We start from the raw sequence: 19,419 nt of genomic DNA on the forward strand, positions 1-19,419 counted from the left end.
GCCGGTGGAGGAGACATGCGCGACAACCTCCCCGTCCTGGCCCGCGGTACTCGTGCCGCGCTTTGTATGAGGAGAAGTCATGACCCACGTTCCCGGTAGTCCTAGCTATCTTGCGTTGCAGCGCTCTGAACTCCTGAACTGGGTGCCGAAGGCACGCACCGAGCAGGGCTTCGGGTACCTGACCACTGATGGCAGCGTTGATGCAGATCGAGGCAGTGAACTGTGGATCACCTGCCGGATGACGCACGTCGCCGCGCTCGGGCTCTTGGCCGGCGAGCACGATCACCCCGGCGATGTGAGTCGGGACGCGCTCCTCGGCGCTGCAGCTCACGGCGTCGCATCGCTCAAGGGCGCATTTCACGACGACGCCCATGGCGGGTGGTTCGCCTCTGTCAACGACAGCGGTCCTGTTGTCACCACCAAGCAGGCATACGGGCACGCATTCGTCGTTCTGGCCGCAAGCTCAGCAACCGCGGCCGGCATCGAGGGGGCACAGAGCCTTCTCACAGACGCGCTCGCGGTCTCCGAGGCGCGGTTCTGGGATGAGGACCAGGGGCTGTCCCTCGAGGAATGGGACGCGCAGTGGTCGGTCCTGGACCCCTACCGCGGCGTCAACGCCAACATGCACACAGTGGAGGCGTACCTCGCCGCCGGTGACGTGACCGGCGACCACATCTGGCATGAACGTGCCGGCCGCATCGCAGCCCGCGTCGCGGACTGGGCTCGCGACAATCAGTGGCGCATCCCTGAGCACTTCGACGAGCAGTGGCGTCCGCTCCTGGAGCTCAACCGCGATCAGCCCGCGCACCCGTTCCGCCCCTACGGGGCAACGGTGGGGCACGGTCTGGAGTGGGCGCGCCTCTTGGTTGCGGTGTCGCTGACTTTGAGGGCCGATGCTCCAGAAGGTTTGCGCGATGCTGCAGTTGCGCTCTACGTGCGTGCCGTCGCGGACGGTTGGGATGTCGACGGTGCTCTGGGCTTTGTGTACACCACCGATTGGGACGGCGTTCCCGTCGTGCGCGAGCGGATGCACTGGGTGCTCGCCGAAGCCACGGCCACGGCGTCCGTGCTCCACGCGCTCACGGGCGACCCGGCCTATCGGGACGCCGAACGTGAGTGGTGGGCGTATGCCGACGCGCACCTCATCGACCACGAGCGGGGCTCGTGGCATCACGAGCTCGACCCAGAAAACCGGCCCGCGGGCACTGTGTGGCCGGGCAAGCCAGACGTCTACCACGCCTACCAGGCAGTGGTCTTGCCAGAGCTTCCGACGGTGCCGTCTTTCGCCACCGCCTTGAAGCTCAAAGGTGGGCTCGGCTCACGCTGACCCCAGCATCGGCTCGATGCGGCACGCCCCACCTCACACGCCGATAGACTGCCATGGTGACTCCTGAGGAACTTGCCGCACAGATCCGCGCCGCTCTGCTTGAGGGCATCGACGACTCCGACTTCCAGCTGTCCCCGTTTGACGTGCCTGAGGACCTGCGCGTCGAGCGTCCGCGCCAGCGTGAGCACGGTGATTGGGCGACCAACATCGCGATGCAGCTCGCCAAGAAGGCCGGCACCAACCCGCGTGAGTTTGCCGACACCCTTGTCGAGCGCCTTGTCGACATCGACGGCATCGACTCGGCTGAGGTCGCCGGGCCTGGCTTCATTAACATTCGCCTGGCCAAGGGTGCTGCGGGTGAGCTTGCCCGCGGCATCGTCGACTACGGCGAGGACTACGGCCGCGGCGAGTCGCTGACGGGCAAGACCGTCAATATCGAGTTTGTCTCCGCCAACCCCACCGGCCCCATCCACCTCGGCGGCACCCGCTGGGCAGCGGTCGGAGACTCCCTGGCCCGCCTCATGGAGTTCCATGGCGCCAACGTGGTGCGTGAGTACTACTTCAACGACCACGGCTCGCAGATCGACAACTTCGCCGCCTCGCTGTACGCAGTCGTGGCGGGGGAGGACACCCCCGAGAACGGCTACGGCGGCCAGTACATCCAGGACATCGCGAACGAGGTCATGATCGAGGCGATGGAGAACGCGGACCCCGATCCGCTTGAGCTCCCGCGAGATGAGGCCATCGAATTCTTCCGTCTGCGTGGCGTGCGCCTGATGTTCAACGAGATCAAGGAATCGCTCGTCAACTTCGGCGTCGAGTTCGATGTCTTCTTCCACGAGGACGAGCTCCACAAGACCGGCAAGGTCGACCACGCGCTCAAGGAACTCAAGAAGTCCGGTGCGCTGTACGAGTCCGAGGGAGCCTGGTGGCTGCGTAGCACCGAGCACGGCGACGACAAGGACCGCGTCGTCATCAAGTCGGACGGAAACGCCGCGTACATCGCTGGCGACATCGCGTACATTCGCGACAAGGCTGAGCGTGGCGCTGACCTCTGCATCTACCTGCTGGGCGCCGACCACCACGGCTACATCGCTCGCCTCAAGGCTGCCGCAGCGGCGCTGGGCTATGCGCCCGAGATCGTCGAGGTCATCATCGGCCAGATGGTGAACCTCGTGAAGGATGGCGCCCCAGTGCGCATGTCCAAGCGCGCCGGCAACGTCGTGACGATGGAGGACCTGGTGGACGCCGTCGGCGTTGACGCCGCCCGCTATTCACTCACCCGCTCCAGCGCAGACAGCACCATCGACATCGACCTCGACCTGCTGTCGTCGTCGACCAACGCGAACCCCGTGTTCTACGTCCAGTACGCGCACGCACGTGCCTCGTCGGTGGCGCGCAACGCCGCCGAGTACGGCATCAACCGCGAGGACGGCTTCGACGCCAGCCTGCTCGAGCACGAGTGGGAAGCGAAGCTTCTTGGCGTGCTCGGCGAGTTCCCACGTGCCGTGACCCAGGCAGTCGAGTTCCGTGAGCAGCACCGCATCGCCCGCTACCTCGAAGAGCTGGCCGGCGTCTATCACGGCTGGTACGACCGCACGCGCGTGACGCCTCAGGGCGACGAGGAGATCACTGATCTTCACCGCACGCGCCTGTGGCTCAACGATGCCGTGCGCCAGGTCTTCCAGAACGGACTGGCCCTGCTCGGAGTCTCCGCGCCCGAGAGGATGTAACAACCCATGACGACGACTCCCTGGTCCCAGACCGTGGAGCGTGGCTCCGACGGTGCCCTGTCAGTGGCAGGTATCGATGTGCGAGACCTCGCCGCCGAACACGGAACCCCGCTCTATGTGGTCGACGAGCTCGACTTCCGAGCCCGAGCATCGGCCTTCCGCGACCACTTCGGCGCAGCCTTCCAGCGCCACGGCGCGCAGATGGACGTGTTCTACGCGTCTAAGGCGTTCCTGTCGTCGCAGGTCGCCGGCTGGATGCATGAGGACGGGCTGTCCATCGACGTGGCGAGCCTCGGGGAGCTCGAGGTCGCGCTGCGTGGCGGCATGCCCGCGGACCGCATCGGGCTGCACGGCAACAACAAGCAGATCGACGAGCTGACCCGGGCGCTCGAGGTGGGTGTGGGCCGCATCATCGTCGACTCCTTCACTGAGATCGACGTCATCAATGAGTTAGCGGAATCACTTGGAGTGCAGGCGCCGGTCCTGGTGCGCGTCACGACAGGTGTGCACGCGGGCGGTCACGAGTACATCGCGACCAGCCACGAGGACCAGAAGTTTGGGCTGTCACTGGCGACCGGCGCCGCGCTCGAAGCCCTGCACGCGTGCCACGACGCGCCTCACCTCAACTTGCTCGGCATCCATACCCACATCGGCAGCCAGATCCTGTCGATAGATGCCTTCCGCGAGTCCGCAGACCGCATGCTGAGGCTACGCGCCCAGTTCACTGAGGCCACCGGCGCGGACCTGCCAGAGGTTGACCTGGGCGGTGGCTACGCGATTGCGTACACGCCGGGTGCAGAGGCCTTGGATCCAGCCGATGCTGCGGTTGCCATTGCAGACGCCGTCGCCTCGGTTATGGGGGACCACGACGGCGACTGGCCCCACTTCTCGATCGAGCCCGGTCGCGCGATTGCCGGCCCTGCTGGCATGTCGTTGTACTCCGTCGGAGTCGTCAAGCAGGTGTCCCTCGACGACGGCGGCACACGTCAGTACGTCGCCGTTGACGGCGGCATGAGCGATAACCCGCGCACCATCATGTACGGCGCTGAGTACTCCGCAGCGATTGCTTCGCGTGAGTCGGCGGCGCCGGCCGCGCTGTCGCGCGTGGTGGGTAAGCACTGCGAGTCCGGCGACATCATCGTCCGCGACGTGGAGCTCCCGGGAGACATCGCGCGCGGCGACTTGCTGGCTGTTCCCGCGACCGGAGCGTACGGCCGCTCGATGGCCTCGAACTACAACAACGCCCTACGTCCCGCGGTGGTGGCGGTCAAGGACGGACAGTCGCGACTCCTCGTGCGTCGCGACACCATCGCCGACCTTCTCGACTGGGACGTCGCCTCCCATTAGCGGTGCGAGTCGCCGTCTCGGCGGCTCGGAACAATGTGACCCTTCCCTCTGTTGACGTGACTGACACGCACAGGCGGTTTGACCGCCGTCGAGGGAAGGAGACATCTCATGTCACACACCGAAGACAAGCAAACGCGTGAAGGCACCGACGCGCTTAAGGAAATTGCCGAGGAGGTCGTGGCCGAACGCGAGAGCGGCCGCACGGTAACCGTGCCAGACGATGACACCCCAGCCGACGACGCTGAGACGCGCGAGGACCACGTTGAGGATGATCCCCGGTTTGTGGGGCTCACCACGCCAGCGGACAACTCCCGCCGCGACTGACCCCAAGTTCCTGAGAACTATCTGAGGGAGCCTCCCGCGTTCCACTAGTACGGGCGCTTCCGGCGCTCGCCAGTGGAAGGAGACCACCATGTCAGAGACTCACCACGAAGGAACCGAGGCCCTCAAGCATCTCGCGGACGAGATCGAGGCCGAGCGCAGTTCAGGCGAGCACACTCCGTTCGATGCCCAGGACGAAAGCGACAAACTCGAGACCGACGAGGACCGGGACGTCCTCGAGCAGGACGAGGTCGACTCAGATGATCCGCACCGCCCCGACGGTGGCGACTCTGGCTCGGTCCCGCCGCTCGCGGTAGGACACTGATCCCTCGTCACACATAGTTGTACCGGGCCAAGGCGTCCGGACTAGGTACACCCCTCAGCACCTAGTCCGGGCGCCGTTCCCATGTCTGGGTGCTTAACGGTCCGCGAGCCCAGCCCACTCGGTCAGGACATCGATGTCGTCTACGATCTCGTCCATGACGCGGTCGAACGTCTCCTGATCGTGTCCCCAGGGGTCATCGAGGCTGCGAAGGGGAGCAGGCTGCTCAAGCCGCGCGTGATCGAGCGTTGCTGCCATCGCCTCAAGCCGAGCCTCGGGCGTGGCCCCAACCGGAGCATCGGCCCGGCCCGCCAATTCCACCGCTTCCTTGAGGCCAAATACGTGAGGCGCCCGCTCTCCCCACTCTTGCTCGATCCAGCCCGCATGTTGCTGCGTCGCGACGAGGACGAGGTCGGCACGCGACAGGATTCCGTAGTCCAACTGCGTGGGCCGGTGCCGCGGGATGGTGAGGCCGTGGCGTACTGCTGCGGCGCGGATGGGTTGAGGGGCGTCAAGCCCGATCTCGGCGTAGATGCCGGCGCTATTCACCTCCGCAGCCACGCCCCACCGGTCGCGTGCGTAGTAGTGCATCGCGGGGGAGCGGCAGATGTTGCCGGTGCAGACCATTGTGACTCGCGCTTGAGAACTCATATCCCCACGACCCTAGAACATTGGGGCGGGCCCGTGCCAGGGCCGGGTCAGGGTGTCCGGGTCACGCTTGCGTGGTCGCCGGGGTGGCCGTAGAGGCGCCCCTCGTATTGCTTGAGGGTGGCGATGATGACGAAGCTGAGCGTCACCAGCAGCGCCCACGAGCCGAGTTTGCCCATGTGGACTGCCTGCCAGAAGGACTCTTGGTCCGGGTATTGCCACGCGCCCAGGAAGGTCCCCATGTTTTCCGCGATCCACAGGAAGAACGCGATCAGCACGAACGCGAGCGCCAGCGGCATGCGCAGTCGCAGATCTTTCACCGTGTAGTGGACCCAGGTGCGCCACATGACCGCGACAAAGAGCGCGGCGATGATCCACCGGAGGTCCCAGACCCAGTGGTGCATAAAGAAGTTGAGGTAGGCGGCAACCGCCAGAATCGTCAGCGGCACCGCGCGGTAACCAGTGACGCGCAGGTCAAAGCGCCGCCACGCCTGGCAGATGTACGAGCCCACCGCGGCATACATGAAGCCCGAGTACAGGGGCACGCCCGCGATCATCAGTGTGCCCTCGTCCGGATATGTCCACGATCCTGCCTGAACCTTGAAAATCTCCATGATCAAACCGAGGAGGTGGAACAGCAGCACCACGCCGACCTCGCGCAGCGTCTCCATCCCGGTCGCCCACATGACAACGGTGATGGCGATCCCGGCGATCAGTAGGGCGTCGTAGCGCGGGATGGGTAGCTCGACATAGTCCGTGACCGCCATGGCAATAAACAGTCCGATTGCGAAGGTCAGCGAGATGAGATTGGTGATCGCGAAGGCCCACAGCAGCGACCAGATCCTGCGAAAGCGAGCCCACAGCGTGGAGGGGGCCGATGCCGTGGTCGGGTTGGTCGTCACAGGTGTCACTGTCGCATGAAGGAGGGCCGATGCTGTGAAGGCTAGGGCTCCGATAGAGTAAGCGCCGTGTCCAGCCCCAACAGCCCCGTGAAAATCGCCATCCTCGGATGTGGGACCGTCGGCACCCAAGTGGTCCGGCTCCTCACCGAGCAGCAGACCGACCTCAGCGCCCGCGTAGGCGCCGATGTCGAGATCGCTGGCGTGTATGTCCGCGACACCTCTGTCACTCGAGACGCCGTGGTCCCCACGGATGCGCTCACGAGTGACTCTGAGGCGCTCATCGACTCCGCCGATGTCGTGGTCGAACTCATGGGTGGGCTGGAGCCCGCGCGCAGCATGATTCTGCGCGCCCTCACCGCGGGCAAGGCCGTGGTGACGGCGAACAAGGCGCTGCTCGCGACGCACGGCGCTGAACTGTACGAAGCCGCCGATGCCGCGGGCACCGACCTCTACTTCGAGGCCGCCGTCGCGGGAGCGATCCCACTGGTGCGCCCCGTGCGTGAGTCGCTCGCCGGCGACACTGTCACGCGCATTCTGGGCATCGTGAACGGCACCACCAACTATGTGCTCGACGAGATGACGACCAAGGGCCTCGACTACAGCGAGGTTGTCGCCGAGGCGCAGCGTCTGGGTTACGCCGAGGCGGACCCCACCGCAGACGTGGGCGGCCACGACGCCGCAGCAAAGGCAGCCATCCTGGCTTCTCTCGCGTTCCACCAGCGCGTGGCGATGGACGATGTCTACTGCGAGGGCATCACCGAGATCACCGCGGACGACATCGCGGCAGCAGCGGAGACGAACCACGTCATCAAGCTGCTGGCGATCGCGGAGCAGACCGAGTCCGGTGTGTCTGTCCGTGTTTACCCGGCGCTGCTTCCCAACACCCACCCCCTTGCCTCCGTGCGCGGTGCGTTCAATGCCGTGTTCGTCGAGGCCGAGGCCGCCGGTGAACTCATGTTCTACGGCCAGGGTGCCGGTGGGGCTCCCACAGCATCGGCCGTCTTGGGAGACATCGTCTCTGTCGCCCGTCACGTCGCCGGCGGAGGCCGCGGCCCCCGCGAGTCGAATTACGCGAGCCGCGACCTGCTGCCTATCGACGGTGCGCACACGCGCTACGCGGTGCGCATGAGCGTCTTTGACCAGCCTGGCGTACTGTCCCGGGTGGCAGAGGTTTTCGCTAGCCACGGCGTGGGCATCGGCTCTGTCCTGCAGGTCCCGGACGCCGAGCGCGCCTCACTCATCATCTCGACGCACCGCGCTCAGGAGTCTGCGCTGCGTGCCACGGTTGACGAGGTCCGCGACATGGACGCTGTCGGAGAAGTGCTGTCTGTCCTGAGGATTGAGGGAGAGTAATGGCTCACGTGTGGCGCGGCATTGTTCGCGAATACCTGGACCGCTTGCCGTTCGATGAGGGCGACCGCATCGTCTCGCTGGGAGAGGGCGGCACTCCGCTCGTCCACGCCGCCTCGATCTCCGAGGAGGTGGGCGCGAACGTCTACGTCAAGTACGAGGGCATGAACCCCACGGGTTCCTTCAAGGACCGCGGCATGACCTCGGCCATCACGCAGGTCGTCAAGGACGGCGACCACACGGTCGTATGCGCCTCGACCGGCAATACGTCGGCCTCCGCGGCCGCCTATGCCGCCCACGCGGGCCTCAACTGCGTCGTCATGATTCCCGAGGGCAAGATCGCGGCCGGCAAGATGGCGCAGGCAATCGTGCACGGCGCCAAGCTGGTCCAGGTCGACGGCAACTTCGACGAGTGCCTCGACATTGTGCGCACGCTGTCGGAGGACTACCCGGTCGCGCTCGTGAACTCGGTGAACCCGTACCGCCTCCAGGGACAAAAGACTGCGGCGTTCGAGATCGTCGACCAGCTTGGCGACGCTCCCGACATTCACATGCTTCCCGTCGGCAACGCCGGCAACATCTCCGCGTACTGGATGGGCTTCCAGGAGTACGCGGAGGCGGGCATCGCCACGCGCACTCCGCGCATTTGGGGTGTGCAGGCCGAGGGCGCCGCGCCGTTCGTGCACGGCGGCCCCATCAAGGACCCCGAGACCGTCGCAACCGCGATCCGCATCGGCAAGCCAGCCTCGTGGGACAAGGCCATCGCCGCTCGCGATGAGTCCGGCGGCTGGATCCGCGCCGTCTCCGACGCGCAGATCCTCAATGCCCAGGCGCGTTTGGCCGCCGACGTCGGCGTCTTTGTTGAGCCGGCCTCAGCCGCGCCCATTGCGGGACTGCTCGCAGCATCGGCCCTCGGAGAAGTACCCCAAGGCGCCACGATTACCTGCACCGTCACCGGTAACGGGCTGAAGGACACCGCCACGGCCCTCGCGGGTCGCGATGTCAACCCTGAGGTCATCCCCGTGGACGTCGCAGCGGCAGCGAAGGCATTGGGTCTGTAACCATGCGTCTAGGCGCTGACCATGTGATGGTGACCGTTCCCGCGACTGCGGGAAACATCGGTCCGGGTTTCGATTCGTTGGGTCTGGCCCTGGGGCTGGTCGACGAGATCGAGGTGCGAGCCGTCGCGTCAGCCGACGTCACGTTGTCGATCGAGGGCGAGGGTGCGGAGACGCTTCCCCGCGATGAGTCGCACCTGGTGGTGCGCGCGCTACGTGCCGCGCTCGACCACGTCGGCGCCTCGCAGACCGGCCTAGAAATTCGTGCGAACAACCGGATCCCCCACGGCCGCGGTCTCGGTTCCTCGGCAGCCGCGGTCGTGGCAGGAATCTCCGCAGCCCGTGGCCTGATCGCTGAACCCGAGGCGCTGTCGCCAGAGGTCGCTCTCGAGATCGCCACCGGCTTTGAAGGCCACCCCGACAACGCCGCCCCCGCCATCTGGGGTGGGACGACGGTCGCGTGGATGGACGGCGCGTTGCCTCACGCCGTCACCCTGCAGACGGCAGCAGACCTCGAAACCGCGGTGCTGGTGCCTGGATCCGTCTTGCCCACCAAGCAGGCGCGGTCGGTGCTGCCCGCTCAGGTTCCGCACAAGGACGCGGCATTCAACGTGGGCCGGGCAGCGCTCCTGGTGAGTGCTCTTGCCGGTCACAACGACCAGCTCTTTGCTGCCACCGAGGACCGCCTGCACCAGAACTACCGAGCCGACGTCATGCCCGCCGCTATGGAGATGCTGTCGCATCTTCGCGAACAGGGCCTGGCTACCGTTGTCTCGGGAGCCGGGCCCTCTGTCTTGGTGCTGGGGCGCGATCTCGCAGCGGCCGGACTCGGTGACGGAATGCCCCAGTGGGCACGCGGAATCGGCGGCGAAAACTGGCGCATCGTGCACTCAGTCAAGCCGGTTCCCGGTGCGACGACACGTCGTGTGTGACGACTCCATCACATTCCAGCAAACAGCCCTGGTGCGGCCCTAGAACGCGGCTATCATTGGGCCCAAGCTCGCATCGAGGCGAAGGGACGCGCATGAGCAGGCTTTGCTTGATTGTCCGTGGCGGTTGGCCAGGACATGATCCGGTGGCTTCCACCGAGAAGTTCATACCCGTGCTGGAAAACTTGGGATTCAGTCTTGACATTGAGGACACCCCTGAGGTGTATGCCGACGCCTCCGCGATGGCGCGCTACGACCTCATCGTGCAGTCCGTCACCATGGGATCCGCGACCGTCGATGAAGTTGCCGGCCTGCGCGCAGCCGTTGCTGCCGGAGCAGGTTTGACCGGATGGCACGGCGGCCTCATTGACTCGTATCGCAACTCTGCCGAGTACTTGCACCTCACCGGCGCCCAGTTCGCCGCACACCCGCCCGCAGGCGTGGACCGTGGGCGTACCGACGTTGAGCCGTACCGGAGCTACACCGTCACCCCCACGGCGGAGGGTGCTCAGCACCCCATCACGTCCGGGATGGAAGCCTTTGACATCACGACGGAGCACTACTGGGTCCTGACCGACCCCCACAACCGCGTCCTCCTGACCTCGGTGCTCAGCCCCGATGCCGAGGATGAGTGGGACGAGCCCGTCACCATGCCCGTGGCATGGACGCGCCAGTGGGGCAAGGGCCGCATCTTCGCCACGACCTTGGGGCACACGCTTGACGTGCTCGACCGGCCGGACGTTCACGGTCTCATCGAGCGTGGATTGGACTGGGCTGCTCGGTGACGATTCGTCACGCGACTGCAGATGACCGTGACGCAATTGCGCGGATCTGCCTGCTGACAGGCGCCGCAGGTTCCGACGCCACTGGCGTCTATGGGGACGATGCCGCACTTGCCGATGTCTATGCGCTCCCGTATCTCGATGGTCCGGGCGGCTTCGCCTTGGTGTGGGACGAGGGCGCCGGAGCGGTGGGTTACTGCCTGGGGACGTCGGATACGGACGCGTTCCAGGAATGGTTTAGTGCGACCTGGTGGCCCAGCGTCGCCGACTCCCACCCGCTGCGCACCGAAGCCGACGAGACGTTGCTGCGCGCAGCGACTGATGCCGAGCGCATGACGACGCCGCTGACGGAGGACTATCCCGCTCACCTTCACATTGACCTGCTGCCCCAGGCGCAAGGCCGCGGGGCCGGTCGCCAACTGATCGAGGCCGCGGTAGAGCTCCTGCGTGACCGCGGCAGCGCGGGCGTGCACCTGGGGGTCGACCCCGCGAACGAAGGCGCGCTGGCGTTCTATCCGCGTGTGGGCTTCTCCGCGGTTCCCGATGCCCCGGGTGTGATGTTCGCACGGGCCATCCCAGCATCGGCCGGCTAAAGAGGTCTTCACTGTCAGCGGATACGTCCGCCAATGTCAGCCCTGGGTATTAGTGTGAAACGGTCGGGCGGCCAAAGCGGCCCGCGTGCGCCGTGAGGCGCCCCAGAGGTGTGAGGAGACCCATGACCGCGTTGGCGGATCACGAGCAAAGCACGGCCCGCGAGCCCCGCGAAGGAACGCTGTGGGGGCTTCTCGTCGCATCGATGAAGCCGTACTGGCAGCCGCTGCTCGGCGTCGTGTTGTTTCAGCTGGGCTCGTCCATAGCGAACCTCTACCTGCCGAGCCTGAACGCCGACATCATCGATAACGGCGTCGCCACGGGGGACATCGATCACATCTGGAGTGTGGGCGGCATCATGCTGCTGCTGTCCTTTGTACAGATCGCTTGCGCCATCGCTGCCGTGTACTTCGGTGCGAAGGTTGCCATGGCCGTGGGCCGTGACCTGCGTGGGCAGATCTTCGCGCGAGTAGGAACGTACTCCGAGGCCGAGGTGCAGCGCTTTGGTGCCCCCAGCCTGATCACCCGCTCCACGAACGACGTGCAGCAGGTGCAAATGCTCGTGCTGATGAGTTGCACGCTGCTCGTGACAGCACCATTCATGGCCATTGGTGGCGTCTTCATGGCGCTGCACCAAGACGTGGCGCTCGCGGGAATTCTCGCGATCGCAATCCCCGTCCTGCTCATCGCGGTGATCCTCATCATTTGGCGCATGGTGCCGCACTTCCAGCGCATGCAGAAGCGCATCGACGTCATCAACCGGGTCATGCGCGAACAGCTCACGGGTATTCGGGTGGTGCGTGCCTTTGTGCGCGAGCCGCAGGAGCGCGACCGCTTTGCCGATGCCAACGCCGCGGTAACCGAGTCCGCCTACAAGGCCGGGCGCCTGATGGCCGCCATGTTCCCGATCGTCATGCTCGTGATGAACATCTCGTCGGTAGCCGTGCTGTGGTTTGGCGCCGAGCGCGTGGAGAACGGTCAGATGGAGGTTGGTGCGCTGACCGCATTCCTGACCTACATCATTCAGATTCTCATGGCCGTGATGATGGCGACGTTCCTGTTCGTCCTGGTACCGCGCGCGGCGGTGTCCGCAGACCGCATCAGCGAGGTGCTCGATACGGAGACGTCCGTGCACGAGTCGGAGGAGCCAGCGAGCACGCGCGTCACTGCAGGCACGGTCGAGTTCGACGATGTGAGCTTCGCTTATCCGGGCGCCGAGGAGCCCGTGCTCAAGCACATTTCCTTCACTGCCACGCCAGGCACCACGACCGCGATCATTGGCTCGACAGGCGCGGGCAAGTCCACGCTGGTGGGGCTGGTACCGCGGTTGTATGACGCGACGAGCGGCGCCGTAAAGGTCGATGGCGTCGATGTGCGTGAGACCGCAATGGAGCCGCTGTGGGCGCGCATGGGCTTGGTGCCGCAGCGTCCCTATCTGTTCTCAGGGACCGTGGCCTCGAACCTGCGCTACGGCGCCGAGGACGCGACCGAGGAAGAGCTGTGGGAAGCGCTTCGCGTGGCACAAGGTGACGACTTCGTCGCGGCTATGCCGGACGGCCTCGACAGCCCTATCGCACAAGGCGGAACCACCGTCTCTGGTGGTCAGCGCCAACGCCTGTCGATCGCTCGCGCGCTGGTGCGCAAGCCGCAGGTGCTCCTGTTCGACGACTCCTTCAGCGCGCTCGACACGGCTACCGATGCGCGTCTGCGCGCGGCGCTCGGCGAGGCTGCAACTGATGCGACGGTGATCGTGGTCGCCCAACGTGTCTCAAGCATTGTGGAGGCAGACCAAATCCTCGTGCTCGAGGACGGCGAGATCATCGCTCGCGGAACGCACGACGAGCTCCTGAAGACGTCGGAGACGTACCAAGAGATTGTCAGTACCCAGCTACGGGTGGAGGAGGCGTGATGAGCGAGCAGAAGACGTCCTCGACCGCCACCGCGCCACGGCCTCGCCCCGGCGGCGGTCCGGGCCACGGCCCCGCGGCTGCCATGCCTGCAGAGAAGGCGATGAACTTTGGGCCATCGCTCAAGCGGCTCTTCGGCCAGCTTGCCCCGGACCGGTGGTGGGTCTACCTCGTCATCGCGCTAGGAGCCGCGTCGGTCGCGCTGTCGGTCATCGGCCCCAAGATTCTCGGAAACGCCACGACCGTCATCTTCGAAGGGTTCGTGACCGGAACAGGAATCGACTTCGGGGAGCTCCACCGCACCTTGTGGATGGTCGTCGTCATCTACGTCTTCTCAGGCATCCTTGCGCTCGCGCAAGGCTGGATCCTCAACGCTGTGACGCAGCGCACGGTCTACCGTCTCCGCCAGCGAGTGGAAGAGAAGGTGCACCGCTTGCCGCTCAGCTACTTCGACCGGCACACACGCGGCGAACTGCTCAGCCGCGTCACCAACGACATCGATAACGTCTCGCAGACCCTTCAGCAGACGCTGAGCCAGCTCTTCACCTCCGTGCTCACGGTGATCGGTGTGCTGGTGATGATGGTGTGGATCTCGCCGCTGCTCGCGTTGATCGCGGTGGTGTCGATTCCGCTCACGCTCCTGATCGTCGCGCAGGTCGCCAAGCGGTCCCAGGTGAAGTTCGTGGCGCAGTGGAAGCACACGGGCGAACTCAACGGCCAGATCGAAGAGACCTACACCGGCCACTCACTGGTCAAGGTGTTTGGTCGTCAGGCCAAGACTCAAAGCGAGTTCGACGCCAAGAACGAGGAGCTCTACCAAGCGAGCTTTGGCGCACAATTCATCTCCGGCATCATCATGCCCGCGGCGATGTTCGTGGGAAACCTGGTCTACGTCGCGGTCGCGGTCGTCGGTGGGGTCATGGTCGCCGGGGGGTCGCTCCCCATCGGAGATGTGCAGGCCTTCATCCAGTACTCGCGTCAGTTCCAGCAGCCGCTGAGCCAGTTGGGCTCAATGTTCAACCTGCTGCAGTCGGGAGTCGCAAGCGCGGAACGCGTCTTCGAGTTCGTCGACGCGGACGACCAGAGCGAGGACCACGAGCCAGCGGAGACTCCCGAGCACTTCCAGGGCCGGCTTCAGTTTGAGGACGTGCGCTTCTCCTATGAGGAAGACAAGCCGCTCATCACGGGGTTGTCGCTCACGGCGGAGCCCGGCAAGACTGTCGCGATCGTTGGCCCTACCGGTGCGGGCAAGACCACGTTGGTCAACCTCATCATGCGCTTCTATGAACTCGATGGCGGTCGCATCACCCTCGACGGAACCAACATTGCGCACATGACGCGTGACGATCTGCGCTCGCGCACCGGCATGGTGCTCCAGGACGCGTGGCTGTTCGGCGGGACCATCCGCGACAACATCGCCTACGGCCGTCCCGACGCGACCGAAGAGGAGATCCTCGACGCAGCGCGGGCCGCCTACGTTGACCGCTTTGTGCACTCGCTGCCAGACGGCTACGACACGGTCATTGATGACGACGCCACGAACGTCTCGGTAGGTGAGCGACAGCTGATCACCATTGCGCGCGCCTTCGTCGCCCGTCCCAGTGTCCTCATCCTCGACGAGGCTACGAGTTCTGTCGACACCCGTACAGAGCTGCTTGTCCAGCACGCGATGGAGGACCTTCGCAAGGACCGCACCAGCTTTGTGATTGCGCACCGACTGTCCACGATTCGTGACGCCGACCTGATCCTGGTGATGGAACACGGAGACATCGTCGAGCAGGGCACTCACGAACAACTGGTCGCCGCCAAGGGTGCGTACGCGCACCTGTACGAGGCGCAGTTCGCGGCCCCGATCGACGAGGTCGAGGAACCGCCAGCTTCAACGGGTGCCGTGCCCGCAATGACGGCCGATGCCGCAATGGGCGGTGTGGGCGCAATGCCGATGGAGGGCACTACCGAGAGCGAAGACGAGCCACCGTTCGAAGGGGAGCCGCGCAGCTGACGAGTCCGTAGACAACGGGGTCGGGCGTGGATTGCGCCTTCTTGCTCGACCCGGGGCTCAAGGACGCTTCAATGGATCCTCTTGCGAAGCTTGGGAAGCTTCCGACTCGTAGCCCGTCGTAGACGCGACGAAGGCCCCCGATCCAAGGACAAGAGAGCGGGGGCCTTCGTACGCTGGTTGCCGGGCTACGGCGAACTAGATGAGCCCTCGCGGTTCGCGAAGCGCTGCTGGAGCATCACGGCGACCACGATGATGACGCCCTTGGCCACGAGCTGGACCGACGTCGACAGGTTGTTCTGCGTGAAGACGTTGGTGAGGGTAGCGAACAGCAGCACACCGAGCACGGTGCCGCCGATCGTTCCGCGTCCACCGATCAGCAGGGTTCCACCGACCACGACCGCGGCGATCGCATCCAGCTCGTAGAGCAGGCCGTGCGTCGACGTTCCGGCAGTGGTGCGCGACAGCATCATCGTGGCGGCGATTCCGGCACACGCACCCGCGATCATGTACAGGTACACGGTGTGGCGACGGACGTTCACACCGGCGAGACGAGCAGCCGTGGCGTTTCCACCGATGGCAACCGTGCGGCGACCGAAGGTGGTGCGGTTCAGCAGGAACCAGCCGGCCAGCGCTACGAGGACAAAGATCCACACGACCCACGAAACCCCGAGGAAGTCGCTGCGGAAGAAGTCCAAGAAGCCGTCGTTGGTGACGATCTGCGTCTGGCGCTGGGAGATGAGCTCTGCGAGTCCGCGGGCTGCCACCAGCATCGCCAGGGTGGCCATGAAGGCCACCACCTTGCCGTACGCGATGATGAAGCCGTTGGTCAGCCCCGCCAGGACACCGACGGCGATGGCCACAAACACCATCAACGGCCAGAATCCCTCTGCTGCGGTTTGGATAGCACCGACCGAGGCAACAACCGAGGACAGGCCCAGAACCGAACCGACGGACAGGTCGATGCCGCCGGCCGTGATGACGAAGGTGACACCAATCGACAGCACGCCGATGATCGACGCGAGGCGCGCGATCACCAGGAAGTTGTCGTAGTTCATGAAGTTCTCGCCCGCAGTGGCGGCACCGATGACGATAAGAACCGCAAGGGCGATGATCAGGCCGATGTTGCGGCCGGCTGAAGAGTGCAGCATCCGCTTCATTGTGCTCTGCTGGGCTCCATCGCCCGTGGGTTGCTCAGCGGTCACCGGGGACGCTGGGGTGGTGGTCTGCTCGCTCACGCGGCACTTCCCTTCATGACGAGGTCGAGCACACCGTGCTCGTCGATCTCGGAGGTGGGTCTTTCATCAAGGACACGGCCATCGGCCAAAACAAGAACGCGGTCAGCAAGGCCGAGCACCTCGTCGATCTCCGAGGAGACGACAAGAATTGCGGTGCCGGCTTCAGCCAACTTGCGAATGAGTGCGTAAATCTCGACGCGGGCGCCCACGTCCACACCGCGGGTGGGCTCGTCGAGCAGCAATACGTTGGTGCCGTGGATGAGCCAGCGCGCCAGCATGATCTTCTGCTGATTACCGCCTGACAGCGTGCGGGTGATGCGGTTGGGCTCTGCGGGACGCAGTTCCAGGTCGATCATCTGCTGCGCAGTGGCCTCACGCTCGGCGGCTTCATCGAGGAGGGGGCCCTTGGCGAAACGCGCGAACGTCGACAGGGTGGCGTTGCGATAGATCGGCTCTTCGAGGAGCAGCCCTTGGCTCTTGCGCTCTTCAGGCGCCAGACCCATGTCTGCGTTGACGGCTTGCTTCACGGAGCCGGGGCGCAAGACGGCACCGTTAACGCGCACCTTGCCATGCGTTGACTTGCGGTGACCCGCGATCGTTTCCATGATCTCGGAGCGTCCGGAGCCGACGAGGCCGGCGATGCCGACCACCTCGCCTGCACGGATGTTGAGCGAGACGTCTGAAAACTTGCCCGCCAGCGCGAGGTCTTCGACCTCGAGCACCACGGGAGCGTCGGCTGCGATGCCCGGACGCTCGGGGAACACGTTCTCTACGTCACGGCCGGTCATCAGGGAGATGAGTTCGCGCGTGGGCGTCTCGGACACTGCGAGGTTCGATGCGACCGACTTGCCGTCCTTGAGCACGGTGATGCGGTCGCCGATGCGTTCGATCTCCTCGAGGCGGTGCGAGATGTAGATGACTGCGATGCCCTGCCGAGTGAGTTCCTCAACCACGCGGAAGAGGTTGTCGACCTCTTCGGTATCCAGCACGGCTGACGGCTCATCCATAATCATCAGCTGAATGTCGTGCGACAGCGCGCGGGCCATCGACACAATCTGCTGATTGGCGGGGGAGAGGGTTCCCACCTCGCGGGTGGGTGACAGCTGGGGGTGACCCAGCCTCTCCATCAACGCGCGCGTGGTCTTGTTCGCCTCGCGTCGGTTGAGGATGCCGCCCGTCGCCTTCTCGTGGCCGAGGAAGATGTTCTCCGCGATCGACAGGCCGTCGACAACGTCGAGCTCCTGATACATCGTGGCGATGCCCAACTCGAGCGCTGCAACGGGATTGTCAATAGTGACCTTCTTGCCATTCCAACGAATATCGCCTTCGTCGGGCTGATGTGCCCCTGAGAGGGTCTTAATAAGAGTGGACTTGCCAGCACCGTTCTGCCCTAGAACGCAGTGCACCTCCCCCGGGCGTACGTCGAGAGTGACACCCTGCAGCGCACGGGTGCTTCCAAATGTCTTGATGAGGCCCCGGACCTCTAGAAGTGACTCGGGGTGGTCGTCTTTGATCACGTAGCGAACATAACACGTCCCCCATATGTCGCCGCAAGGCGTATCTGAGTGAATCTGAGAGTCGCGAGGCACGTAGGGGAGCCCGTGAAATAAGGGTTTACCTCCCCGTTTGCGCCCCGTTCCCAGGCCGGACCAGTATCGGCCGTTGCCAAACTGTTATGACGATTAACGAACAAAAGTTGCCCGAGAGTTGCGGAATGGTGTTAGCGTGACGCTTGTCAGTGTGGACATCACGAGACCCTGTGAGAGCGATCTTCGGGGCCCTGAGTGAGCCGCATCGCTGGCAAAGACGACAGTGATCCACATCAGGAGGAAGCCATGAACGCACCCCGCTCCACACGCAGGAGGATGCTCGCAGCTGGTACGGCGGCCATCGCCACCGTAGCCCTGCTCACCGCCTGCAGCTCCGACAGCGACGACAGCTCGGAGGAGAGCACCGACAGCACCACCACCGAGGCCATGGAAGACGACACCGACTCGGGAGACTCCGGCGCCGTCGAGTCCGGCGAGACCGTTGTCATCGGCTTCTCGGGCCCCGCAGCCGACCACGGCTGGTTGGGTGCCATTAACTCGGCCGCTATCGCAGAGGCTGAGTCCTACGACGACGTCGACCTGCGCGTTGCTGAGGGAACCAACGACGCTGCACTGCAGATCAGCCAGGTGGAGACGTTCGTCAACGACGGCGTCGACGTCATCGTGCTGCTGCCTACCGATGGTGCCGCACTGACCGAGGCTGCTCTTGGCGCCATGGAGGCGGGCGTGCCCGTCATCAACGTGGACCGCGAGTTCTCCTCGACCGACGCAGCCCGCGTCACCGTCCTGGGCGACAACTACGGCATGGGCGTGTCCGCCGGTCGTTACATCTGCGAGAACGTCGACGACCCGTCGTCGGCCATCGTTGGTGAGATCGCCGGTATCGACTCGCTCCCGCTCACGCAGGACCGTACCGAGGGCTTCAACCACGCGCTCGAAGAGTGCGGCATCACCGTTGCAGCTCGCGTCGCCGCGGACTTCACCATTGCAGGTGGCCAGGAAGTGACGGCCCAGCTGCTGTCGGCGAACCCCGAGTTCGACGCCATCTGGAACCACGATGACGACCAGGGCATTGGCGTCCTGGCAGCCATCGATGAGGCTGGCCGCGACGAGTTCTTCATGGTTGGCGGCGCTGGTTCGCTGAACGCTATGGAGGACATCCAGGCAGGTGACACCGTCCTCCAGGCGACCGTCATTTACCCCTCGACCCAGGCTGCGGACGGCATCTCGCTCGCCCGCCTGCTCGCACAGGGTGGCGACATGGAGAGCCTCGTTTCGCCCGGAATCCCCACCCGCGTGGTGCTGGACGCTCCGGTCGTGACGGCTGACAACGTCGACCAGTACATCGAGTACGGCTTCGAGTCCTAAGAAGCGGTAAGGCCGGGGCGCGTGCAAGCGCGCCCCGGCCCTTCCGG

17 protein-coding genes are annotated in these 19,419 nt (G+C 65.0%); 13 read left to right on the plus strand and 4 right to left on the minus strand.

From position 1 onward, the window contains the following. Positions 1-79: 79 nt before the first annotated feature. The 5 genes from AOP74_RS08080 to AOP74_RS08100 all read left to right on the plus strand — a co-directional run bounded on the left by AOP74_RS08080 (position 80) and on the right by AOP74_RS08100 (position 5,053). Complete coding sequence (locus tag AOP74_RS08080) at positions 80-1,327, plus strand: AGE family epimerase/isomerase (RefSeq protein ID WP_061961762.1); 1,248 nt, start codon at positions 80-82, stop codon at positions 1,325-1,327. A gap of 56 nt (positions 1,328-1,383) precedes the next feature. Beyond that, a complete protein-coding gene (argS, locus tag AOP74_RS08085) occupies positions 1,384-3,060 on the plus strand; it encodes an arginine--tRNA ligase (protein ID WP_174435644.1) in 1,677 nt (558 codons plus the stop codon). Positions 3,061-3,066: 6 nt separating this feature from the next. After that, positions 3,067-4,407, plus strand: coding sequence for a diaminopimelate decarboxylase (gene lysA / locus AOP74_RS08090; RefSeq protein WP_061961764.1), 1,341 nt, complete (start codon positions 3,067-3,069; stop codon positions 4,405-4,407). Positions 4,408-4,515: 108 nt separating this feature from the next. Further along, positions 4,516-4,731, plus strand: a complete 216-nt coding sequence (locus tag AOP74_RS08095) for a hypothetical protein (RefSeq protein ID WP_061961765.1) — start codon at positions 4,516-4,518, stop codon at positions 4,729-4,731. 88 nt (positions 4,732-4,819) lie between these two features. Next, the gene (locus AOP74_RS08100; RefSeq protein ID WP_061961766.1) at positions 4,820-5,053 is read left to right on the plus strand and encodes a hypothetical protein; all 234 of its coding nucleotides are present in this window, start codon (positions 4,820-4,822) and stop codon (positions 5,051-5,053) included. Positions 5,054-5,146: 93 nt separating this feature from the next. Here the strand turns inward: AOP74_RS08100 and AOP74_RS08105 are convergent, their stop codons facing one another. Both AOP74_RS08105 and AOP74_RS08110 read right to left on the minus strand, forming a co-directional pair. Further along, the gene (locus AOP74_RS08105) at positions 5,147-5,701 is read right to left on the minus strand and encodes an arsenate reductase/protein-tyrosine-phosphatase family protein (protein WP_082096130.1); all 555 of its coding nucleotides are present in this window, start codon (positions 5,699-5,701) and stop codon (positions 5,147-5,149) included. Between the two features lie 47 nt (positions 5,702-5,748). Next, entirely contained in the window at positions 5,749-6,600 is an 852-nt protein-coding gene (locus tag AOP74_RS08110; protein ID WP_236683762.1) for a DUF817 domain-containing protein, read from the minus strand. 66 nt (positions 6,601-6,666) lie between these two features. Between AOP74_RS08110 and AOP74_RS08115 the strand changes: the two genes are divergently transcribed. From AOP74_RS08115 to AOP74_RS08145, 7 genes are all read left to right on the plus strand, one after another. After that, positions 6,667-7,953, plus strand: coding sequence for a homoserine dehydrogenase (locus AOP74_RS08115; RefSeq protein WP_061961768.1), 1,287 nt, complete (start codon positions 6,667-6,669; stop codon positions 7,951-7,953). Continuing rightward, positions 7,953-9,011, plus strand: coding sequence for a threonine synthase (thrC, locus tag AOP74_RS08120; protein WP_061961769.1), 1,059 nt, complete (start codon positions 7,953-7,955; stop codon positions 9,009-9,011). The genes AOP74_RS08115 and thrC overlap by 1 nt, the downstream gene beginning before the upstream one ends. 26 nt (positions 9,012-9,037) lie before the next feature. Continuing rightward, positions 9,038-9,940, plus strand: a complete 903-nt coding sequence (thrB, locus tag AOP74_RS08125) for a homoserine kinase (protein ID WP_369345497.1) — start codon at positions 9,038-9,040, stop codon at positions 9,938-9,940. Between the two features lie 92 nt (positions 9,941-10,032). After that, positions 10,033-10,722, plus strand: coding sequence for a ThuA domain-containing protein (locus AOP74_RS08130; protein WP_061961771.1), 690 nt, complete (start codon positions 10,033-10,035; stop codon positions 10,720-10,722). Continuing rightward, positions 10,719-11,312 carry a GNAT family N-acetyltransferase gene (locus AOP74_RS08135; RefSeq protein ID WP_061961772.1) on the plus strand — a complete coding sequence of 198 codons (594 nt, stop codon included), beginning with the start codon at positions 10,719-10,721 and terminating at the stop codon, positions 11,310-11,312. The genes AOP74_RS08130 and AOP74_RS08135 overlap by 4 nt, the downstream gene beginning before the upstream one ends. A 122-nt stretch (positions 11,313-11,434) precedes the next feature. Further along, a complete protein-coding gene (locus AOP74_RS08140; RefSeq protein ID WP_082096134.1) occupies positions 11,435-13,219 on the plus strand; it encodes an ABC transporter ATP-binding protein in 1,785 nt (594 codons plus the stop codon). Then, positions 13,219-15,219 carry an ABC transporter ATP-binding protein gene (locus tag AOP74_RS08145; protein WP_082096135.1) on the plus strand — a complete coding sequence of 667 codons (2,001 nt, stop codon included), beginning with the start codon at positions 13,219-13,221 and terminating at the stop codon, positions 15,217-15,219. The genes AOP74_RS08140 and AOP74_RS08145 overlap by 1 nt, the downstream gene beginning before the upstream one ends. 185 nt (positions 15,220-15,404) lie before the next feature. On the opposite strand, the gene AOP74_RS08150 is transcribed toward AOP74_RS08145, so the two are convergent. Next, positions 15,405-16,454 (minus strand): ABC transporter permease, encoded by a 1,050-nt coding sequence (locus AOP74_RS08150; protein WP_061961773.1) that lies wholly within the window; start codon positions 16,452-16,454, stop codon positions 15,405-15,407. Then, the gene (locus AOP74_RS08155) at positions 16,451-17,971 is read right to left on the minus strand and encodes a sugar ABC transporter ATP-binding protein (protein WP_236683763.1); all 1,521 of its coding nucleotides are present in this window, start codon (positions 17,969-17,971) and stop codon (positions 16,451-16,453) included. Before AOP74_RS08155 ends, AOP74_RS08150 begins: the two co-directional genes overlap by 4 nt. A 318-nt stretch (positions 17,972-18,289) precedes the next feature. Here AOP74_RS08155 and AOP74_RS08160 point away from each other — a divergent pair, with 318 nt between their 5' ends. Then, positions 18,290-19,372: a substrate-binding domain-containing protein gene (locus AOP74_RS08160; RefSeq protein ID WP_061961774.1), complete on the plus strand. Its 1,083-nt coding sequence runs from the start codon at positions 18,290-18,292 to the stop codon at positions 19,370-19,372. Positions 19,373-19,419 lie beyond the last annotated feature (47 nt).

Origin of the sequence: Demequina flava (genome assembly GCF_000975035.1) — a bacterium.
In the GTDB taxonomy this organism is placed as follows: domain Bacteria; phylum Actinomycetota; class Actinomycetes; order Actinomycetales; family Demequinaceae; genus Demequina; species Demequina flava.

Coding starts and splice junctions, on each gene's coding strand:
- AOP74_RS08080 (WP_061961762.1), top strand. CDS start 80: ATGACCCACGTTCCCGGTAGTCCTAGCTATCTTGCGTTGCAGCGCTCT.
- AOP74_RS08140 (WP_082096134.1), top strand. CDS start 11,435: ATGACCGCGTTGGCGGATCACGAGCAAAGCACGGCCCGCGAGCCCCGC.
- thrB (WP_369345497.1), top strand. CDS start 9,038: ATGGTGACCGTTCCCGCGACTGCGGGAAACATCGGTCCGGGTTTCGAT.
- AOP74_RS08145 (WP_082096135.1), top strand. CDS start 13,219: ATGAGCGAGCAGAAGACGTCCTCGACCGCCACCGCGCCACGGCCTCGC.
- AOP74_RS08130 (WP_061961771.1), top strand. CDS start 10,033: ATGAGCAGGCTTTGCTTGATTGTCCGTGGCGGTTGGCCAGGACATGAT.
- thrC (WP_061961769.1), top strand. CDS start 7,953: ATGGCTCACGTGTGGCGCGGCATTGTTCGCGAATACCTGGACCGCTTG.
- lysA (WP_061961764.1), top strand. CDS start 3,067: ATGACGACGACTCCCTGGTCCCAGACCGTGGAGCGTGGCTCCGACGGT.
- AOP74_RS08160 (WP_061961774.1), top strand. CDS start 18,290: ATGAACGCACCCCGCTCCACACGCAGGAGGATGCTCGCAGCTGGTACG.
- AOP74_RS08095 (WP_061961765.1), top strand. CDS start 4,516: ATGTCACACACCGAAGACAAGCAAACGCGTGAAGGCACCGACGCGCTT.
- AOP74_RS08100 (WP_061961766.1), top strand. CDS start 4,820: ATGTCAGAGACTCACCACGAAGGAACCGAGGCCCTCAAGCATCTCGCG.
- AOP74_RS08105 (WP_082096130.1), bottom strand. CDS start 5,701: ATGAGTTCTCAAGCGCGAGTCACAATGGTCTGCACCGGCAACATCTGC.